This is a genomic window from Mesorhizobium sp. B2-3-7 (genome assembly GCF_006442695.1).
In the GTDB taxonomy this organism is placed as follows: Bacteria; Pseudomonadota; Alphaproteobacteria; order Rhizobiales; family Rhizobiaceae; genus Mesorhizobium.
The window spans coordinates 15,980-34,808 of record NZ_VFVV01000015.1 but is presented as its reverse complement, the minus strand read 5'-3'; the positions used below and the strand labels follow the sequence as shown (position 1 = coordinate 34,808).

The following is an 18,829-nucleotide window of genomic DNA, read 5'->3' as shown; positions in this document are numbered from 1 at the left end:
TCACTACTCACTACTCACTACTCACTCTCTTGATATACCCCATCACCACCTGCGCGGCGATGTCGCCTGACGACTTGGCGGTTGTCATGCGCCGGGCGATCTCGGCGAACCCGTCCTTCTGCCATCTGCGCATGCCTGTGTCGGCGAACAGCGCTTCGAGCTGGCGGGCCAGATTGTTCGGCTTGACATACTCGTTGTAGAATTCCGGGATCAGCGCCCGATCCGATATCAAATTGGGCAGCAGCGCCGACCAGACCGAAACGAGATATGGCGCCACGATGCGCGCAACCGGGTCCAGCCTGTAGCAGGAGATCATCGGCACGTCAGACAGCGCCAGTTCAAGCGAAACCGTGCCGGACGCGATCAGCGCCGCGTCAGCCTTGCCGAAGGCCTGCCACTTTCGCTCAGGGTCGAGGATGATCTCGGGCTTCTCGTCCCAGCGAGCGACCGCCGAGCGCACGACATCGGCGACATGCGGCACGGTCGGCAACATCAGCCGCAGGCGATGCCCGCGTGCCCGCAGCATCGACACGGTCTCCCCAAACGGCTCGAGCAGCCGCCGCACTTCGCTGCGTCGCGAGCCGGGCAGGACGAGCAGCGTCTTCAGGCGATCCGGCGAAAGATCCCGCGGTTGGGCCTGCGTCCTGGCTGCCGAGAGCACGCCCGCGTCATGGGTGAGGCGATGTCCGACATAGGTCCCTGGCGGTCCGCCGAGCCTGCCTAGCTCCTTCACCTCGAAGGGCAGGATGCAGAGGATGTGGTCGACATAGGGCTTCATCGCCACCGCCCTGCCCGGCCGCCATGCCCAGACGCTGGGACAGACATAGTGGATAATCGGGATGGACGGGTTGGCCGCGCGCACTTTCCTGGCCACGCGCAGCGAAAAGTCGGGGCTGTCGATGGTGATGAGGCAGTCGGGCTTCGCATCCGCGACCGTGCTGGCCAGCTGGCCGATCCGCCGCATCAGCCGCGGCAGGTCACGCAAGATGGCGCTGAAGCCCATGAGGGCGATCTCTCCGGCGTCGAACGGCGAAACCAGGCCGAGCGCCTGCAGATGGCGGCCGCCGAGACCGACGATCTGCACCTCGCGCCCCGTCGACTGCTTGATCGAGCGCACGATGTCGGCGCCAAGCAGGTCGCCGGATTCCTCGCCGGCCACGATTGCGATCTTCAGCGCCTTGTCAGCCATGCGCCGGCTCCGCCGCTGGCAGGCCGACGATGAACAGACCGAGCGCGTTCGCCCGCGACAGCGTTGCCGGCCCTTCCAGGATCAGCGAGCGCCCCGCTTCGACGGCAATGCCGGCAAGCCCCGCCGCATACGCTGCTTCCACCGTTTGCGGCCCTATCGACGGCAGGTCGGCCCGCAGCTCCTGGCCGGGTTTGGCGCATTTGACCAGCACTCCGCGGGTCTTTCCGGCAAGCCTGCCATGGCCGCGCAGCGCGCGCGCTCTTTCGAGCAGGCCGCTCGTGCCTTCGATGCCTTCCAGCGCGATGGCCCGGCCTCCGATCGCAATCGCCGCCTGCCCGATATCAAGCGCGCCGATGGCCTTGGCGGCCAGCCTGGCCGCCTCGATGTCGCGCCAGTCCGATTGCTTTGGTTTCGCAGCGGTCAGCGTGCCTTCGCCGGCGGCCAGTTCGGGAACGACTTCATGCGCGCCGACCACTTTGATGCCCCGCTTCTCCAGGCCGCGTGTCACCACCTTCAAAAGTCCGTCATCGCCGCGCGCCAGCGCCATGATCACCGACGGCACGATCGCCAGCAAGCCGAGGCTCGGACGGATGTCGGTCAGCCGGGGCCTGCGTCTGATTTCGCCGGCAAGGACCACATGAGTGATGCCGTGGCGCTTCAGCGTCGCCACCAGTGAACCGATCTGCTCAAGGGCGAGGCTGTCGTGTTCGTATCGGAGCAACTCCTGCCGGCGGTCGGCCTCACCTTCCATCAAGAGGATGAAGGGCGGGTAGCCATGCGCGGCCAGGCCTTGCGCGACTTCCACCGGCAGGCTGCCACCGCCGGCGACGATGCCGACCCTGGCCCCCGGCGAGAGAACGAAATCCGCTGCCGCCGCCTCAGTCTTCGTCATCGCCGTCATCGCCATCGCTCCCCTTGAGCGATGGCACAGCATAGTGCCGCTTGCCGCGACTGGAGATGAAATCGATGATCTTCATGGCGGTCGGTGACGTGGCGAATTCCGCCTTGGCGAATTCGATGTTCTCGCCAACGGTGCGCGAGCGGTCGAATATTGTCTTATAGACCCTGCGCAGCAGATAGATCTCGGATCTTGGCAGACCGGAGCGCTTGAGCCCGATGATGTTGAGGCCGCGCAGGCTGGCCCGATTTCCCGCCGCCATGGCATAGGGAATGACATCACCCACAAAAGCCGAGCACCCGCCAAGAAAAGCGTTGTCGCCTACCCGCACGAATTGATGAACGGCGCTGAGACCGCCGATATAGACGTTGTCGCCGATTTCGCAGTGTCCGCCCAGCGTCGCGCCGTTGGCGAAGGTGGCGTTCTTGCCGACGACGCAGTCATGGGCGATGTGGGCGTAGGCGAGAAAATTCCCATTGTCGCCGACCGTCGTTTCGCCGCGGCTGGTATCGGTGCCGACATGCATGGTGACGCCTTCGCGGATCGTGCAGTTCTCGCCGATGACGAGCGTGGTGCGGCCGCCCTTGTGCTTGGTGTTCTGCGGCGGCCCGCCCAGTATCGCCATCGGATAGACCTTGGTCGACGCGCCGATCGTCGTCGCGCCTATCACCGAGACATGGCTGACCAGTTCAACGCCGTCGCCAATCACGGCATCTGCGCCGACATAACAGAGCGGTCCTATGCGGACGCCTTGGCCGATTTGAGCGCCTTCCTCCACGACGGAGGAAGGATGGATGGATGTCTTGATTTTCATAAGCATTCGATTGTCAGTCGCCGGTGACCATCATGGCTGAGATCTCAGCCTCGGCGGCCTTGTTGCCGTCGACCAGGGCTTCACAGGCGAATTTGAGCAGGTTGCCGCGTTTCTTGATTTTCTTGACATGGATCTTCAACTGATCGCCGGGAACGACCGGTTTGCGGAACTTGGCGTTGTCGATGGTCAGGAAATAGACCAGCGACGGCTTTTCAGTGCGAAGACTGCGGATGCAGATGGCCCCGGCAGTCTGTGCCATCGCCTCGACGATGAGCACGCCCGGCATGACCGGCTGCTCGGGGAAGTGACCCTGAAAATGCGGCTCGTTTATGGTCACGTTCTTGATGCCGGTGGCGGATTCGTCGCCATCAATGTCGACGATGCGGTCGATCATCAGGAACGGATAGCGATGCGGCAGGAGCTTCATCAGCCCCAATATGTCGACTGCTTCCAGCGTCGTCCCGGTGATGTCAGCCATTGCTCCCCTCGCCCTGTTTGCGGGTCCTGGCGAGCTTGCGCAGCATGGCTATCTCGCGCATGGCTTCCGCCATCGGCTGTGCCGGATAGCCGCCCCAGATCTCGCCCGCGGGCACATTGCTCATGAATCCGCTTCTCGCGGCAAGCTTCGCGCCCGACCCTATGGTCAGGTGATCCGCAAGCCCGACGCCGCCGCCCATGGTGACATTGTCGCCCACGACGACGGAACCGGAGATACCCGAAAGTCCGGCCACGATGCAGTTGCGGCCGATGCGGACGTTATGCGCGATCTGCACGAGATTGTCGATCTTGGTGCCCTGGCCGATGATCGTATCGGACATGGCGCCGCGGTCGACCGTGGAATTGGAACCGATCTCGACGTCGTCCTGGATGATGACGCGGCCGATCTGCGGAACACGTTCCGGCCCCTTGGCGCCGGCAACGAAGCCAAAGCCGTCCTGGCCGATCCGGGCGCCGCCATGGATGATGACGCGGTTGCCGATCAAGGCATATTGGACGCTGGCGCCCGGGCCGATATAGCCGTCACGCCCGATCTGGCAGGAACGGCCGACGACGGCGTGAGGCGCGATGACGGTGCCGGCGCCTATGGACACCGCAGGACCGATCACCGCGCCGGCTTCGACGACGGCACCTTCCTCGACATGTGCGCTCGGATCGATATGGGCATGCGGCGAGATACCGGTTTCACCGGTCATTGGCCCCGGGGTCGCCGCCGTCGGAAACAGCAGTCGTCCGACCAGCGCGAATGCCTGTTGCGGACGGGGATGTACAAGGACGGCGATGGCGGCAGGCGCCTTGCCGGCGAACTCCGCCGGGCACAGCACAGCGGCAGCCCGCAGCGACGGCATCAGCACGGAATTGCGTTTGCCATCGACGAAAACGAGCGCATTCTCGCCGCCTTCGTTGGCAGGCGCCAGCGCGTCGATGAAAACGCCGGACTGGCCGGAATCGACAAGCACCGAGCCGGTCAGATTCGCGACTTCGCCCGCCGTATACCGGCGTGATGGCGCGAAGAACACCGGATCGGTCATTCCAGAAGCTATATCCAGCTAGATCGGAACATTTTCTCCCGGATCTCAACGACCCGGGAGCATCGTCATCCGCCGGTCAGAAGCGGGTCGATATGCCGAAGTTGAATTCCTGCACGTCGTCCCTCGCTTCCTTCTTGACCGGGATCGCATAGTCGATACGGATCGGACCGAACGGCGAAGCCCACATCAGGCCGACACCGACCGAGGCGCGCCATTTCATGCCCACGGATGATTGGTCAACCAAATCATTGGCAACCTTGCTGCCATAGAGTGTTGCCGCGTCTGCAAAGACCGCGCCGCGCAGACCGAAGCTTTCTGGAACGACCGGCAGCGGGAATTGAGCCTCTGCCGACGCGTTGAAATAAGTGGTGCCGCCAAGGTGGTCACCCGCACCGTCGCTGTCGACTGGGCCGATGCCGCCATAAGCGAAACCGCGGATCATGCGATCGGTGCTCTGGAAGTGATCGAAGATGCGCAGATCGCCGTCGCCGCCGTAGCCTTCGACATGGCCGGCGCCGCCCGAAATGAGGCCGACAAGATCGAACTGCTCGGACAGCGTCTGATAGACGCTGCCGCGTCCGGTGACCTTCACGAACTTGGCGTCGCCACCGAGGCCGGCCACTTCAACCGTGGAGGTGGCATAGATACCCTCATGCGGGTTCTTCATGTCGTCGATGGTGTTATAAACCAGTCCCAGACTGACCGACGACTTGATCCAAGGGCTTTGCTCGATGCCATCCAACACGGCTCTGGAAATGTCGCAGGTGCCGCTGGGATCTACATCGGTGGCATCGCAACCGTCGTCTACCTCATACTTCTCCCGGGAGATATTGTAGGCCAGCTGGGTCGAGATGCTGTCTGTGATCGGCAGGCCGAAGCGCACCGTCGCGCCCACAGTATCGCTGTCGTAGTCGTCGTATTCCCTGGTCCGCTTGTAGATGTCGAAGCCGGCGGCGATACGGCGCCCGAGGAAATAGGGCTCGGTGAACGAAAGGCTGTAATCGCGCGAGTTCTTGCCGCCACCCGCCGACACCTTGATGAACTGGCCGCGGCCGAGGAAGTTGCGCTCTGTGATCGATCCTTCGACGGACGGACCGGCGGTGTCGCCACCGGTCGAATAGCCGGCGCCGACAGAGAATTCACCGGTCGACTTTTCGACCACGTCGACCACCAGCACGACCTGGTCCGGCGCCGACCCGGGGACCGTCGAAACCTCGACTTTGTCAAAGTAATTGAGATCTTCCAGCCGCTTCTTCGCGCGCTGGATCAGCACCTGGTTGAACGCGTCGCCTTCGCTGACGTCGAACTCGCGGCGGATGACATAGTCGCGCGTGCGGTCATTGCCGCGGATCTCGATGCGCTCGACATAGGCCTTGGTGCCCTGGTCGATGGTGTAGACCACCGAAATCGTATGATTCTCGAAATTGCGGTCGCCACGCGGCGTGACCTGCGCGAAGGCGTAGCCGGAGCCGGCCACCTTCTCGGTCAGGGCAATGATGGTGTCCTCGACGTTCTTGGCGTTGTAGACGTCGCCCTTGTGGGTCTCGACCACCGATTCCAGCGCCTTCGAGTCGACTTCCGGAATCGTGCTTTCGACGCTGATGTCGCCGAACGTATAACGCTCGCCTTCCTGCACGGTGATGGTGACCGTGTACTTGTTGGTCGCGTTGTCGAGCTCACCGACGGCGGACACGACCTGGAAGTCGGCATAGCCGTGATTGTAGTAGAAGCGCCGTAGCAGCTCCTGGTCGGCGCGCAGCTTGTCGTCGTCGTAGACGTCGTCGCGCAGGATGAACGAAACCCAGGACGAGCGCTTGGTCGTGATCACATCCGAGAGGCGGCGGCTCGAATAGGCGCTGTTGCCGACGAAATTGATCGCCGCGATCTGCGTGCGATCACCTTCATTGACATGGAAGACCACGTTCACGCGGTTGTCGCCGAGCTGCATGACCTCGGTGGTCACGGCGGCATCGTCACGGCCGATACGTCTGTAGGCGGCCTTGACCGACTCTACATCGGCGTCGAGCGCCGCCTGCGAGAACGTGCCGCGCGGCTTCAACTGCACGGCAGCCGCAAGCGCGTTGTCCTTGAGCTTCTTGTTGCCCTGGAACAGCACCTGGTTGACGACCTGGTACTCGGAAACCTTGACCACCAACGTCGAACCGACCTGATTGATCTGCACATCCGAGAACAACCCGGTTCCGAACAGCGCCTTGACCGCGCTGTCGATGTCGGAGCTGGAGAAGGATTTGCCCGGCTTGATGGTGATGTAATTGCGGATGGTATCGGCGTCGACACGTTGGTTGCCGCTCACCTCCACCCTGCTGACGACAGCGGCTTCGGCCGCCGATGTGGCAACGAACTGCACTGCGAGCGCACCTGGCACGACCAAAGCCGCGGACAGGGCTGCCGCGGAAGCGGCGCTCAAAAACTTGGATGCTGCCTTCATCGGGCTTAATAACCTTTTCTCGTAGTCCCCACGGCGAGAAAACCGGACGTGCGGTAATTTCTCGTACCGTATTAACCGGATTTTCCCTACACGCAAGGCTTCTGGTTAATTTGTATTTACTTAACCCTGGTGCGTGGCTTTCGCGTCACTCATATCCCCGTGCATGGTAAACGGCGTCTCAACATCGACCATGCCGAAGCCAAATTTCTTCATGATTTCAGCATCCAAACAGATCGTTCCAGAATACGAAACCCATGAAGCCCAAAACCAGAAGCAGACCGGCCCGATAGGCCATTTCCATCATCCGTTCCGACACCGGGCGGCGGATGACGGCCTCCACGCCGTAGAACAGGAGATGGCCGCCGTCGAGGGGGGGAATCGGCAAAAGATTGAGGATGCCGATGCCCACGGACAGCAGCGCAACGAGCTGCACGAGCCATTCGAAGCCGAGCTTCGCCGCCTTGCCGGCCATGTCCGCGATCTTCACCGGGCCGCCGAGCTGGCACTTGTCCTCGCGCCCGACGACGAAACGCTGCAGGAACTGGCCGGTGCGCTGGATGACGTGCCCGGTTTCCTCCACCGCCGCGGCCAACGCGCCGGCGGGGCTGTAGGTGATCAGCCTGGGCTGGCCGAGTTCCTGGTTGTTGACGACGCCGATCACGGCCACCTTGACCTTGTTGCCGAGCGCGTCCTGCTGCTCCATCAGCTGCGGCGTGGCGGTCACGGTCACTTCCTTGCCGTCGCGCAGCATGACGAAGGTGATGCTGTCGCCGGCCCGGCCCGAAACCAGGCGTTGGACGTCACCGAAGGTTTCGATCTTGCTGCCGTCGACGCTGACGAATCGGTCGCCGGGCAGGATGCCGGCTTTCGCCGCCGGGCTGCCGGCGGTCACCTCGGCCACCATGGGTTCCGCGACATAGCGGCCATAGGCTGAAAACAGCACCGAAAAGACGACGATCGTCAGCAGGAAATTGAACAGCGGCCCGGCCACCACCGTCGCCGCCCGCTTCCAGATCGGCTGGGTGTGAAAGGCGACCTTGCGTTCCTCGTCGGTCAGCGTTTCGATCTCTTCCGTCGACGGCTGGCTGGAGGTGGCGTTCATGTCGCCGACGAATTTGACATAGCCGCCAAGCGGTATGGCGCAGAGCTTCCAGCGCGTGCCGTGCCTGTCGTTGAAGCCGAAGAGTTCCGGGCCGAAACCGATCGAAAAGGCCCTGACGCCGATGCCGCACCAGCGGCCAACGAGATAGTGGCCCATCTCGTGGACGAACACGACCACGGTCAGCACGAACAGGAAGGGCACGAGCGTGCCGAGAAGGAAGCCTTCCATGCCGAAGATCGCGTGAAGAATCTCGTTCAACTCAAATCCTCAGTTCTTCCGCGACACCGTTGCGCCGCGACTGTGACATCAATCCAGGCGAATCCAAGGCGCGCCCGCATCGATCGTGGAACGATGCCGCTCAAATGGGAAACAGCCCCTGTGCCGGCTGATCGGCGCCCGCCGAAATCCAGCCGATGACGTATAGGGCGAAAGCCGCCGCGACAAGCCCGTCGACGCGGTCCATGACGCCGCCATGGCCCGGAATGAGCGCGCCCGAATCCTTGCGGCCGTGGCGGCGCTTGACCCAGGATTCCAGGAGGTCGCCAGCCTGGGAGACGATTGAAAGCGCGAGCGCGACGAGACCGAGCATTGGCAGGTTGCCCGCACCGGCGGCGACGGCCAGGATGAGCCCCGCAACGACCCCGCCCACGGCGCCGCCGAGCGCGCCACTTCGCGTCTTGCCGGGAGAGATGGACGGCGCCAGCCTCGGGCCACCGACGGCCCGGCCGACGAAATAGGCAAAGATGTCGGTCGCCCAGACCACCGCGAACAGGAACAGGATGGCGACGAGGCCGGAATGGTCGCCGTCACGCAGAAGCGCAAGGGAAAGACCCGAGACGGCTGCATAGGCAAGGCCGGAGGCATCCCACTGCCCGGCCCCGCGCAGTTGGGCAGCGATGGCCGTGACGGCGACCAGTGCAGCCACTAGAAGCAGCAGCCACAAGGCAGGCAGGCCGGTGATCAGGGCGCCGAGAAACACCAGCAGCAGCGCTTCCGGCAAAAAACCGAGCCCGGTCGTCCCGGAAGGGCGAGACATGCGCGTCCATTCGTAGAAGATCACCGCCGAAATCGCGGCTGAAAGCAGCCGGAACGGCAGGCCGCCGAACCAGGTCAGGCCAAGCGTCGCGATGGCAAGCACGACCGCCGAAAGAACGCGAAGCTGGAGATTGCTCATCCCGCGGCCGGCCGCGAAGCGACATCTTGCGGATCCAGCCCGCCAAAACGGCGTTCGCGCCCGGCGAACTCGCGCAAGGCCTCGGCTAGATGCTCTCGGCTGAAATCGGGCCAATAGCAGGGCAGGAACACAAGCTCGCTATAGGCAGCCTGCCACAGAAGAAAATTGGAAAGGCGAAGCTCACCGCTGGTGCGTATGACCAGTTCGGGATCGGGAACGCCTTGCGTGTCGAGGCAGCCGGCAAAGGATTCGGCGGTGATCGCCTCGCTGTCGAGCTCGCCGCGCGCGACGGCCGAGGCAAGCTTGCGCGCCGTGCGCACGATCTCGTCGCGTCCGCCGTAGTTGAAGGCGATGATCAGCGTCAGCGCCTCGTTGGCCGACGTCAGCGCTTCGGCTTCTTCGAGCAGGAGCCTGATATCGGGCTGCAGCCCTGCCCTGTCGCCGATGATCCTGACGCGCACGCCGCTGCGGTGCAGTTCGGCGAGATCGCGGCGAATGAACAGCTTCAACAGGCCCATCAGGTCGCTGACTTCGGATTTCGGCCGCGACCAGTTTTCCGAAGAGAAGGCATAGACAGTCAGGTAGGAAATGCCGAGATCGGGCGCGGCGCGCACCGTCTTGCGCAGTGCTTCTACGCCCGCGCGATGGCCGGCGAGCCGCGGCATGCCGCGCGCCTTGGCCCAGCGTCCGTTTCCATCCATGATGATCGCGACATGCGCGGGCGTTGCCATGATCTCGCTTTCGGGCCAGCCGCCGGCCAGACCCTAAACCTGCATGATTTCAGCTTCCTTGTCGGAAAGCAGGTGGTCGATGGTGCTGATCGTTTCGTCGGTAAGCTTCTGGACCTGGTCGGAGCGCTTGCGCTGATCGTCCTCGCTGATGACGCCGTCCTTCTCCGCCTTCTTCAGGAAGTCCATGCCGTCGCGGCGCACATGGCGCGCTGCGACACGGGCGTTCTCGGCGTAGCCATGCGAGATCTTGACGAGTTCCTTACGGCGCTGCTCGTTGAGTTCCGGAAGCGGAATCCTGAGATTGGTGCCGTCCACGATAGGGTTGAAGCCCAGATTGGATTCGCGGATGGCGCGATCGACCGCGCCCACCATCGACTTGTCCCAGACCGACACCGAAATCATGCGCGGCTCAGGCACCGTGACATTGGCCACCTGGTTGATCGGCATGCTGGTGCCATAGGCCTGCACCTGGATAGCGTCGAGCAGGTTGCTGGAAGCGCGACCGGTCCGCAGCGAAGCCAGGTCATGCTTGAACGCGGCGATTGCCCCATCCATGCGCCGCTTGAGATCGTCGTACTCACCACTCATCTTAGTCTCCTCGACCCGTCTGACGCGGGTTCACTGCTTTCGGGGCAAGGCCCCGTGTTCGAGCCTGATTTCGAAACCGGTTTTCGCCTTTTCCGCGATCAGGCCCCGGATCAATCGTCCGCGACGACCGTGCAGCGGCCGCCGCCCCTTAGAATATCGCCGAAACCACCTTTTTCGTGGATCGAATAGACGATTATCGGAATGTTGTTTTCGCGCGCAAGTGCAATCGCTGCCGTATCCATGATGGAAAGGCCGCGATTTATCACTTCGGCATGGCTGATGCGCTCGAAACGCGTCGCGTTCGGGTCCTTCTTCGGGTCGGCAGAATAGACGCCGTCGACCTGTGTGCCCTTGAACAGCGCGTCGGCGCCGATTTCAGCGGCGCGAAGTGCCGCGGCCGAATCAGTGGTGAAGAACGGATTGCCGGTGCCGCCGGCAAAGATCACCACCTTGCCCTGGTTCATGTAGGCGGTTGCCTGGCGCTGCGAAAAGCTCTCGCAAAGCTCAGGCATGGCGATCGCGGAAAGAACCACCGCATCGACGCCGATCTTGTTCAGCGAGGTGCGCAGCGCTAGCGAATTGATGACGGTGGCGAGCATACCCATATGGTCGCCGGTGACGCGGTCGCCACCCTTGGAGGCAACCGCCACACCGCGAAAGATATTGCCGCCGCCGATGACGACGCCAACCTCGATGCCGAGCGCGCGGGCTTCGGCGATGTCGCCGGCGATGCGGTCGACGACCGAGACGTCGATGCCGAAATGCTGTTCGCCCATCAACGCTTCACCAGACGCTTTCAGCAAGACACGTCGGTAGAGGGGCTTCACCGTCATCTGGTCCTCGAAAATCTCGGCGCGGCAAATCAGGAGGCGAAACTGCCCCGCTTCGCCTGGCGGCGCTGGCATGATGGTTCGACCCGATACACGAAGGGCGCGGCGATGTCACGCCGCGCCCTTGCGCAAAATCCCAGGCTTTTTCGATCAGTTGCTGCTGATGCTGACCGCCTCGCCTTCCACCAGAACCTGCGGCGAATAGCCGGAGGGCTTGTCGCCGGTCACGACACCGCCGGCCACCCTGACCTGGATCTCGGGCCCGAAATAGGAATGCGGGAACGGCGCCGGCATGCTGCTCACCGAATCCAGCCGCTTGCGGAGTTCGGGGGCAATCGAAAAATCCAGCGCCGCGAGGTTGTCCTGCAGTTGCGCGAGCTTGGTCGCGCCCAGGATGACGGTTGCGACGCCGGGCTGCGTCGCCACCCAGTTGAGTGCCACCTGGGCCATGCTGCGGCCGAGTTCGGCGGCCACCTTTTCGAGCTCGGCCACGATCGCCCAATTGCGGTCGCTGAATTTCCGGAAGCTCGGATGCGTGGTGTTGCGGAAACCGTCGAGCCGGCCGGCATTGCCGGCTTGCGTCGGGCGATATTTGCCGCTGAGCAAGCCGCTGGCCAGCGGGCTCCAAACCATGACGCCGGCGCCATGATGCGTGGCGAAAGGCACGAACTCATGCTCGATCGAGCGTTCGGCCAGCGAATATTCGAGCTGCAGGGCCGAGATCGGCTCATAGCAGCGCAATTCTGCGATCGCCTGCGCCCGCCCCGCATACCAGGCCGGCACATCGGAAAGGCCGACGTGGCGCACCTTGCCCGCGCGCACCAGGTCGTCCAGCGTGCGCAGCACCTCCTCGGCCGGCGTCAGCCTGTCCCACACATGCATGAGATAGAGGTCGATATAGTCGGTTCCGAGCCGCTTCAGAGAGGCGTCCACGGCGCGCATTATGTTCTTGCGGCCATTGCCGCCGGCGTTCGGATTGCCCGGTTCTGAATTGAAGGTGAATTTAGTGGCGATCACCGCCTTGTCGCGCAATCCGCGCTCGGCGACGAATTCGCCGAGCCAGGTCTCGGCGGTGCCGCCGGTATAGAGATCGGCCGTGTCGAAGAAATTGCCGCCCGCCTCGACATATTCGTCGAAGATTGCGCGGGCTGTATCCCTATCAGTGCCCCAGCCCAATTCGGTGCCGAAGGTCATGGTGCCCAGCGCCAACCGGCTGACGCGCAAGCCGCTATTGCCAAGCGTGTAGTAGTTCATGGTCATGATATTCTCCGATCGAGTTTGATGTTGGGTTATTGGCCGGGTGTCGTCTTGACCCAGGGATTGCCGCGCTCATGGGTCACGCGGAAGGTGAAGCCGTCGACCTTCCAACCCGCGCCGGAGCGGGTCAGGTGGTGCTCATATGTGCCCCAGACTTCCCAAAGCGGGTCGCCATCGCCTTCCATCCGGTTCCAGGCATAGCCGTTCGACAGGACGGTCGCCGTGTCCGCTTCGAGAACGACCTGGTAATTGGTGCGCAGATGCAGGCTGGTCTTGCTGCCCTTGAGGTTGCCGGCCCAGGCGCCGATCAGGTCGTCGGAGGCAATGTTGGCCGCCGGCTGTCCGGACAGGCTGCTGAAATCTGCGGTAACCCGATCCGCGAAATAGCTGCGGGCAAGTTTCCAGTCCTGTGCATCGACGGCGCGGTCGATGGCATCGGCGATGCGGATGACCGCGCGCTCGTCGGCAAGCACCTGCCATCTGGCCGGTTCGGCGCCACCGGCATCGATCGGCGCCAGCGCCAATCCTGCGGCGAAGGGAACGTGTTTCAAAGCGTTCATGTCTCGTCTCCAGGAAATCAGCCCGCCCGCTGTGTCGAGGACAATGTGGGTCAACGGGCCGCCATCGATAAGATTGCATTGTTCGCAAAGACTATGCGATATCATTCATGAATGGACCGGGACCTGCTTACCCACCTGCCCGTCATCGTTGCCGTGGCGCGACGGGGCGGCTTCGCGCTTGCCGCGGCCGAGCTCGGCATGAGCCCGTCGGCGGTCAGCCATGCTGTGCGGCTGGTGGAAGAGCGCATCGGCCAGCCGCTGTTTGCACGCACGACGCGCAGCGTCTCGCTGACCGAAGCCGGCAAGGCACTGGTGGAGACAACGGGCCCTGCCCTCCAGGACATCGCGGAGCGGATGGACCGCATCCGCGGCGTCAAGGGGCGGCCCTCTGGCCTGCTCAGGATCAATGCCTCCAACATCGCGATCCCTTTGGCGGTGACGCCTGTGATCGCAGCCATGGCCGATCGCTATCCGGATGTGACGGTCGAGGTTTTCGCCGATCAAGCCCTGGTCGATATCGTCGGGGAAGGTTTTGACGCCGGCATTAGGCTGGGCGAGATGATCGCGCAGGACATGACCGCCATACGGCTGACGCAGCCCTTCAAGGCCGTGCTCGTCGCCTCGCCGGACTATATCGGAAGGCACGGCCGTCCCTGCGACGTGGCCGACCTCGCGAACCATAATTGCATAGGCTACAGGCTTCTCCGCTCCGGCGCGTTCTATCGCTGGGATCTGAACGACAATGGCAAGGAGGTCGTCGTCGAGACGCGTGGCACGGCCGTCGTGACCGATTCGCTGGCGGCGATCGATCTTGCGCTTGCAGGGGTCGGGCTCGCCTATGTGTTCGAGCCGCTTGTACGCGCCGATCTTGCCGCAGGACGCCTCGTCCAGGTCCTGCCAAAGACGGCAATCGAGGAGCCCGGCCTTTTCCTTTACTTTCCGCGCCGGGCTTCGATGGCGCCGAAGCTGAGGGCCTTCATCGACGCCGCACAAGAAATCGGCCGGGCATCCATGCGGACACCCGGCCGAGTTGCCTGAGCCGTTTAGCCTTACTTGTTCTTCGGGCTATTTCTTGACCGCCGCCGCGACTTCCGCCGCGAAATCGGTCGCTTCCTTCTCGATGCCTTCGCCGAGCGCGAAACGCAGATAGGCCGAGATCTTGGCCGGAGCGCCGATCTCCTTCTCGGCATCCTTCAGCGCCTTCTCGACGGTAATGTCGGGATTGAGCACGAAGGCCTGCTTCAGAAGCACGACTTCCTCGTAGAACTTGCGCAGCCGACCCTCGACCATCTTCTCGATGATCGCCTCCGGCTTGCCGGACTGGCGCGCCTGGTCGGCGAAGATCGCCTTCTCGCGCTCGACTGCCGCGGGATCGAGTTCCTCGGTGGTCAGCGCCATCGGGTTGGTGGCGGCGACATGCATGGCGACCTGGCGGGCGAATGCATTGGCCGCGTGCTCGTTGCCCGTGGTCTCGATAGCGACCAGGACGCCCAGCTTGCCAAGGCCGTCGGCAACCGCGTTGTGAACATAGGTCGCGACGGCGCCGTGCGGAACGGTGAGCTTGGCCGAACGGCGGAAGCCCATGTTCTCGCCGATGGTACCGACGGCGTCCTTGATGGTGTCGGTGACCGACTTGTCCGAACCCGGGTACTTCGCGGCAGCCACGGCCTCGCTCGTGCCATAGGCCAGTGCCACCTTGGCGACGTTGGCGACGATCTCCTGGAAGGCGGCGTTGCGGGCGACGAAGTCGGTCTCGGAATTGACCTCGACGACCGCGGCCTCGCGCACGCCGGAATCGACGCCGATCAGGCCCTCGGCCGCGGTGCGGCCTGCCTTCTTGTCGGCCTTGGAGATACCCTTCTTGCGCAGCCAGTCGACGGCTTCTTCCATGTTGCCGTTGGTCTCGTTCAACGCCGCCTTGCAGTCCATCATGCCCGCGCCGGTCAAGTCGCGGAGTTCTTTGACCTGTGCAGCCGAAATGCTCATTGTCGCCTCTTTGTTCAAATGCGCCGACGCACCATCGAATCTCGACGGTGCGTCCGTTTAACGCGTCAAAATATTAGAAAGATGAAGGCCGTGACCGGCCCTCGCTATCACGCTTCCGGAGTTTCCGCCGCCGGAGTTTCGCCGAGCACCGGCTCGACCGGAGCTTCCACCGAAGCGCCGATGTCGACACCCAGCGCGCCCTGCTGGCGGGCGATGCCGTCGATGGCAGCCTTCGCGATGAGGTCGCAATAGAGCTGGATGGCGCGCGCGGCGTCGTCATTGCCGGGGATCGGGAAGTCGATCTTGTCCGGATCGCAGTTCGAATCGATGATGGCGACGACCGGAATGCCAAGGCGCTTGGCCTCGAGGATGGCGATCGCTTCCTTGTTGGTGTCGATCACGAACATCAGGTCGGGCGTCGAGCCCATGTCCTTGATGCCGCCGAGAGCCTTGTCGAGCTTCTCGCGCTCGCGGTCGAGATTGAGACGCTCCTTCTTGGTCAACCCTTGCGCCTCGCCGGCCAGCATCTCGTCGAGCTTGCGCAGGCGCTGGATCGAGTTCGAGATCGTCTTCCAGTTGGTCAGCATGCCGCCCAGCCAACGCGAGTTGACATAGTACTGGGCCGAACGCTGCGCGGCATCGGCGACGATGTCGGACGCCTGGCGCTTGGTGCCGACGAACAGCACGCGGCCGCCCTTGGCGACGGTGTCGGAAACCTGCTTCAGCGCCTGGTGCAGCAACGGCACCGTTTGGCTGAGGTCGATGATGTGGATGTTGTTGCGGGCGCCGTAGATATAGGGCGCCATCTTCGGGTTCCAGCGGTGGGTCTGGTGGCCGAAGTGAATGCCAGCTTCCAAAAGCTGGCGCATGCTGAAATCAGGCAGAGCCATTCTCATTTTCCTTTCCGGTTAGCCTCCACGGACACAGGCATTTTCGGACGAAGTCCTCGACGCCACCGGAGGTTTCAGCCGGATTTCTCCCGGGCAGACACCAAAGTCCGTGTGTGGAATGAGCGCGCATATAGAGGGGAAGTGCTCCAAACGCAAGCGCAACGACGCATTGCGGTGCGCCTGCGGCGATCCGCGCGTGCCCTCAACGCTTTATCTTACCCTTTGGCACCCTCACCCGCCGGAAGATCGCGACGATCTCCTCGCGGCTGCACTCGATGGCGCCGAGCCGCACCGCGCGGTCGCGCTCGAAACCGGTTATGTCATAATGCGGCGCCGATGTCTTCGGCGGCCCCTGGTAGGATGAGCGCTTGATACCGAGTTGCGTGGCGAAACGATGCAGTTCATCGGTGTCGTCGGCCATCAGATGGCACCAGCGATGGCCAACCCATTTCCAGATCGCCGCGTCGACATAGACCGCCATGAGGCTCGCCGCATTCCTTCTTTCGCCGACAGGTGCCCGCGACGAGCGATGATAGAAGGGATTCGCACAGAAGATGAAGCGGCCGGCGGCCTCGAGAAGATGAGAAGCCGCCTCGGCGCCGTCAAGCCGTGGACACGACGGCGCTGCGTCGAGGCAAATCGGAGCTTATTTCGTCGGGCAGGCCTTCGTCTGGTCGAACAGCGACAGATTGACCAGCTTGCCGGTCATGGAGAAATCGCCATAGTCCATGGTTAGATCGCGGGTGATGCCGTTCTCGTGCAGCTTGAAGCTGATCCGGTATTCCGGCGTTTCTTCTCCGTTCTTGGCACTGTCGTCGAAATAGGCGATGTCGACCGGCCAGTATTTGTCGGTGGCAAGCTTGGCCAGCGCCGGTGCTTCCGGATCGGCCTTGTCGGCATCGGTCCTCTTGCCGACGACGACGGTGGTGGACATCACCTTGTTGGCGTCCTCGGAGCCGTCGAACAGATTGGTTTGATAGAAGTTTTCACCTTTCTCGGCCTTGTCTATCAATTCGACCAGATGCTGGGTCGGAAACTGGGTGGCGGCAAGTTCCAGGCTGCTCTTCTCGGGCTTGTCGATGTCGACCTTTAGCCCTTGCGTTTCTTTCGTGGCGACACCCTTGACCTCCTTGTCGAGGTTCTGGTCGACGAAGGATTTGGTCACGAACGAGAAGGTCTTGCCTTCGGCGTCTTCGAACGTCGTCGTCTGCTGGTCGGTCAGCTTGGTGTTGTCGCTGGTGGCAATCTGGGTGACAAAGCGGAATTTCACCGTATAGCCTTCGCAGGCCGAGCCGTTGAATTCATAGACCATGCGGCCGGTAATGCCGGTGATCCCGGAGCGGTCGTCCGCCTTCTTGAGCGTAAGGTCGTAAACGGCGCGATGCGCCTGCAGCGCCGGCACGGCGAAAGCGGGACCTATCGAAAAGACCGCCGACAACAGGACGGCATGGAATACAAGGCGCGTTGCGCGCATGAGAGGCTCCGATCATCGCGGCTGATGGCAGGCCGCAGGGAAAGATGGTCCAGCTTAAAAAAAGTCGTGGCGGAAGCGAGGCAAAAATAGCAATTTCGGCCCGGCCGGCGCGGCACCTTCCAGCAATAGGGAAAAGCAATGAGTGAAACAATCGAAAAGCGGCTAAGCGACCTCGGGGTCACCATTCCCGCGGCCGCGGCGCCTGCCGCCAACTACGTGCCCTATTGCAGGACCGGAAACCTGCTTTTCACCGCCGGACAGTTGCCGCTCAAGGACGGCAAGCTGCAGGCGAGCGGACTGCTTGGCCTGGACGTCGACACAGCAACCGGCAAGGAAGCGGCAAAATACTGCGCGATCAACATTCTGGCGCAGGCCAAGGCGGCACTTGGCGATCTCGAGAAGATACGCCGGCTGGTCAAGATCACCGTCTTCGTCGCCTCGGCGCCGGATTTCCTCGAGCAGCATCTGGTCGCAAACGGCGCCTCCGATTTCCTGGTGGCGGCGCTCGGCGAGCGCGGCAAGCATGCCCGTTCCGCCGTCGGCACGGCTTCGCTGCCGCTTAATGCCGCGGTGGAAATCGAAGCGATCTTCGAAGTCGAGTGAGCGAGCCTGACATGACCGACCTTTCCTGGCTGATTGCCCGGCCTGTCGCCCATCGCGGCTTTCACGACATGAACAAGACGCGCTGGGAAAACACCCTCTCCGCCTTTGCCGCCGCGGCCGAACGCGGCTATGCCATCGAATGCGACGTGCACCTGTCGTCGGACGGAGTTCCCGTCATTATCCATGATGGCGACTTGCAGCGGCTGACTGGGCACGACGGTTTCGTCTGGCAGCGCACGGCGGCCGAACTGGCAGCGCTCAAGGTCGGCGGCACGTCTGATCATGTGCCGACGCTGCGCGAGGCGCTCGATCTGATCGACGGGCGGGTGCCGCTGGTGGTCGAACTAAAAGGCGTGGCTGGATACGACAATGGCCTTGTGGCGAGCGTCGGTAGGCTGCTCAAGCGCTACAAAGGCAAGGTGGCGATCATGTCGTTCGACCACTGGCTGATCCGCGATTTCGCCAGGGATGCGCCGGGCATCCCGGCTGGATTGACCGCCTATGGCAAGGACGACAGGCTGATTGAAGCGCATTTCGCCATGCTGGCGCATCAGATCGCCTTCACCTCCTACGCAGCGGGCGACCTGCCGAATCCATTCGTCAGCTTTGTCCGTGAACGGCTCAAAATGCCGGTCATCACCTGGACGGTGCATGACCAGCCGGCGGTCGATCTTACATTCAAATATGCGGACCAGATGACGTTCGAAGGGTTCGAGCCCGATCTGGTCAAGGTCGCTTGATATGGGTGCCTAGAA

Annotated in this window: 20 protein-coding genes; 3 read left to right on the top strand and 17 right to left on the bottom strand. The window is 62.9% G+C overall.

All coding sequences use genetic code 11. The features are described from left to right. Positions 1 to 10 precede the first annotated feature (10 nt). The 13 genes from lpxB to FJ940_RS24370 form a co-directional block, all read right to left on the bottom strand. Entirely contained in the window at positions 11 to 1,189 is a 1,179-nt protein-coding gene (gene lpxB / locus FJ940_RS24430; protein ID WP_140515357.1) for a lipid-A-disaccharide synthase, read from the bottom strand. After that, a complete protein-coding gene (locus FJ940_RS24425; protein WP_140658170.1) occupies positions 1,182 to 2,096 on the bottom strand; it encodes an LpxI family protein in 915 nt (304 codons plus the stop codon). Before FJ940_RS24425 ends, lpxB begins: the two co-directional genes overlap by 8 nt. Beyond that, positions 2,068 to 2,901 carry an acyl-ACP--UDP-N-acetylglucosamine O-acyltransferase gene (lpxA, locus tag FJ940_RS24420; RefSeq protein WP_140498684.1) on the bottom strand — a complete coding sequence of 278 codons (834 nt, stop codon included), beginning with the start codon at positions 2,899 to 2,901 and terminating at the stop codon, positions 2,068 to 2,070. Before lpxA ends, FJ940_RS24425 begins: the two co-directional genes overlap by 29 nt. 13 nt (positions 2,902 to 2,914) lie before the next feature. Further along, positions 2,915 to 3,379, bottom strand: a complete 465-nt coding sequence (fabZ, locus tag FJ940_RS24415) for a 3-hydroxyacyl-ACP dehydratase FabZ (protein WP_140498686.1) — start codon at positions 3,377 to 3,379, stop codon at positions 2,915 to 2,917. Then, on the bottom strand, positions 3,372 to 4,430 hold the full coding sequence (lpxD, locus tag FJ940_RS24410) for a UDP-3-O-(3-hydroxymyristoyl)glucosamine N-acyltransferase (RefSeq protein WP_140498688.1): 1,059 nt from the start codon (positions 4,428 to 4,430) through the stop codon (positions 3,372 to 3,374). The genes fabZ and lpxD overlap by 8 nt, the downstream gene beginning before the upstream one ends. A 76-nt stretch (positions 4,431 to 4,506) precedes the next feature. Further along, positions 4,507 to 6,879, bottom strand: coding sequence for an outer membrane protein assembly factor BamA (gene bamA, locus FJ940_RS24405; protein ID WP_140560947.1), 2,373 nt, complete (start codon positions 6,877 to 6,879; stop codon positions 4,507 to 4,509). Between the two features lie 217 nt (positions 6,880 to 7,096). Next, positions 7,097 to 8,239 (bottom strand): RIP metalloprotease RseP, encoded by a 1,143-nt coding sequence (gene rseP, locus FJ940_RS24400; protein ID WP_140498692.1) that lies wholly within the window; start codon positions 8,237 to 8,239, stop codon positions 7,097 to 7,099. A 100-nt stretch (positions 8,240 to 8,339) separates the two neighbouring features. Further along, complete coding sequence (locus tag FJ940_RS24395; protein ID WP_140498694.1) at positions 8,340 to 9,155, bottom strand: phosphatidate cytidylyltransferase; 816 nt, start codon at positions 9,153 to 9,155, stop codon at positions 8,340 to 8,342. Beyond that, positions 9,152 to 9,886 carry an isoprenyl transferase gene (locus FJ940_RS24390; protein ID WP_140498696.1) on the bottom strand — a complete coding sequence of 245 codons (735 nt, stop codon included), beginning with the start codon at positions 9,884 to 9,886 and terminating at the stop codon, positions 9,152 to 9,154. The genes FJ940_RS24395 and FJ940_RS24390 overlap by 4 nt, the downstream gene beginning before the upstream one ends. A 33-nt stretch (positions 9,887 to 9,919) precedes the next feature. Next, entirely contained in the window at positions 9,920 to 10,474 is a 555-nt protein-coding gene (gene frr, locus FJ940_RS24385; protein WP_140498698.1) for a ribosome recycling factor, read from the bottom strand. Between the two features lie 110 nt (positions 10,475 to 10,584). Next, a complete protein-coding gene (gene pyrH, locus FJ940_RS24380) occupies positions 10,585 to 11,307 on the bottom strand; it encodes a UMP kinase (protein ID WP_140498986.1) in 723 nt (240 codons plus the stop codon). Between the two features lie 147 nt (positions 11,308 to 11,454). Beyond that, the gene (locus FJ940_RS24375; protein ID WP_140498700.1) at positions 11,455 to 12,564 is read right to left on the bottom strand and encodes an aldo/keto reductase; all 1,110 of its coding nucleotides are present in this window, start codon (positions 12,562 to 12,564) and stop codon (positions 11,455 to 11,457) included. A 29-nt stretch (positions 12,565 to 12,593) separates the two neighbouring features. Further along, positions 12,594 to 13,121, bottom strand: coding sequence for a nuclear transport factor 2 family protein (locus tag FJ940_RS24370; protein ID WP_140658168.1), 528 nt, complete (start codon positions 13,119 to 13,121; stop codon positions 12,594 to 12,596). A gap of 111 nt (positions 13,122 to 13,232) precedes the next feature. Between FJ940_RS24370 and FJ940_RS24365 the strand changes: the two genes are divergently transcribed. After that, positions 13,233 to 14,159, top strand: a complete 927-nt coding sequence (locus FJ940_RS24365; protein ID WP_140498704.1) for a LysR family transcriptional regulator — start codon at positions 13,233 to 13,235, stop codon at positions 14,157 to 14,159. A gap of 27 nt (positions 14,160 to 14,186) precedes the next feature. Here the strand turns inward: FJ940_RS24365 and tsf are convergent, their stop codons facing one another. The 4 genes from tsf to FJ940_RS24345 form a co-directional block, all read right to left on the bottom strand. Continuing rightward, positions 14,187 to 15,107: a translation elongation factor Ts gene (gene tsf / locus FJ940_RS24360; protein WP_140498706.1), complete on the bottom strand. Its 921-nt coding sequence runs from the start codon at positions 15,105 to 15,107 to the stop codon at positions 14,187 to 14,189. Positions 15,108 to 15,214: 107 nt separating this feature from the next. Further along, positions 15,215 to 15,997 carry a 30S ribosomal protein S2 gene (rpsB, locus tag FJ940_RS24355; RefSeq protein WP_140498708.1) on the bottom strand — a complete coding sequence of 261 codons (783 nt, stop codon included), beginning with the start codon at positions 15,995 to 15,997 and terminating at the stop codon, positions 15,215 to 15,217. A 202-nt stretch (positions 15,998 to 16,199) separates the two neighbouring features. Beyond that, complete coding sequence (locus FJ940_RS24350; RefSeq protein ID WP_140584613.1) at positions 16,200 to 16,478, bottom strand: DUF4031 domain-containing protein; 279 nt, start codon at positions 16,476 to 16,478, stop codon at positions 16,200 to 16,202. 165 nt (positions 16,479 to 16,643) lie between these two features. Next, positions 16,644 to 17,471 (bottom strand): cell envelope integrity EipB family protein, encoded by an 828-nt coding sequence (locus tag FJ940_RS24345; RefSeq protein WP_140557709.1) that lies wholly within the window; start codon positions 17,469 to 17,471, stop codon positions 16,644 to 16,646. Positions 17,472 to 17,609: 138 nt separating this feature from the next. On the opposite strand from FJ940_RS24345, the gene FJ940_RS24340 reads away from it, so the two are divergent. Both FJ940_RS24340 and FJ940_RS24335 read left to right on the top strand, forming a co-directional pair. After that, positions 17,610 to 18,074 (top strand): RidA family protein, encoded by a 465-nt coding sequence (locus FJ940_RS24340; protein WP_140515352.1) that lies wholly within the window; start codon positions 17,610 to 17,612, stop codon positions 18,072 to 18,074. Between the two features lie 11 nt (positions 18,075 to 18,085). Further along, positions 18,086 to 18,814, top strand: coding sequence for a glycerophosphodiester phosphodiesterase (locus FJ940_RS24335; protein ID WP_140515351.1), 729 nt, complete (start codon positions 18,086 to 18,088; stop codon positions 18,812 to 18,814). Positions 18,815 to 18,829 lie beyond the last annotated feature (15 nt).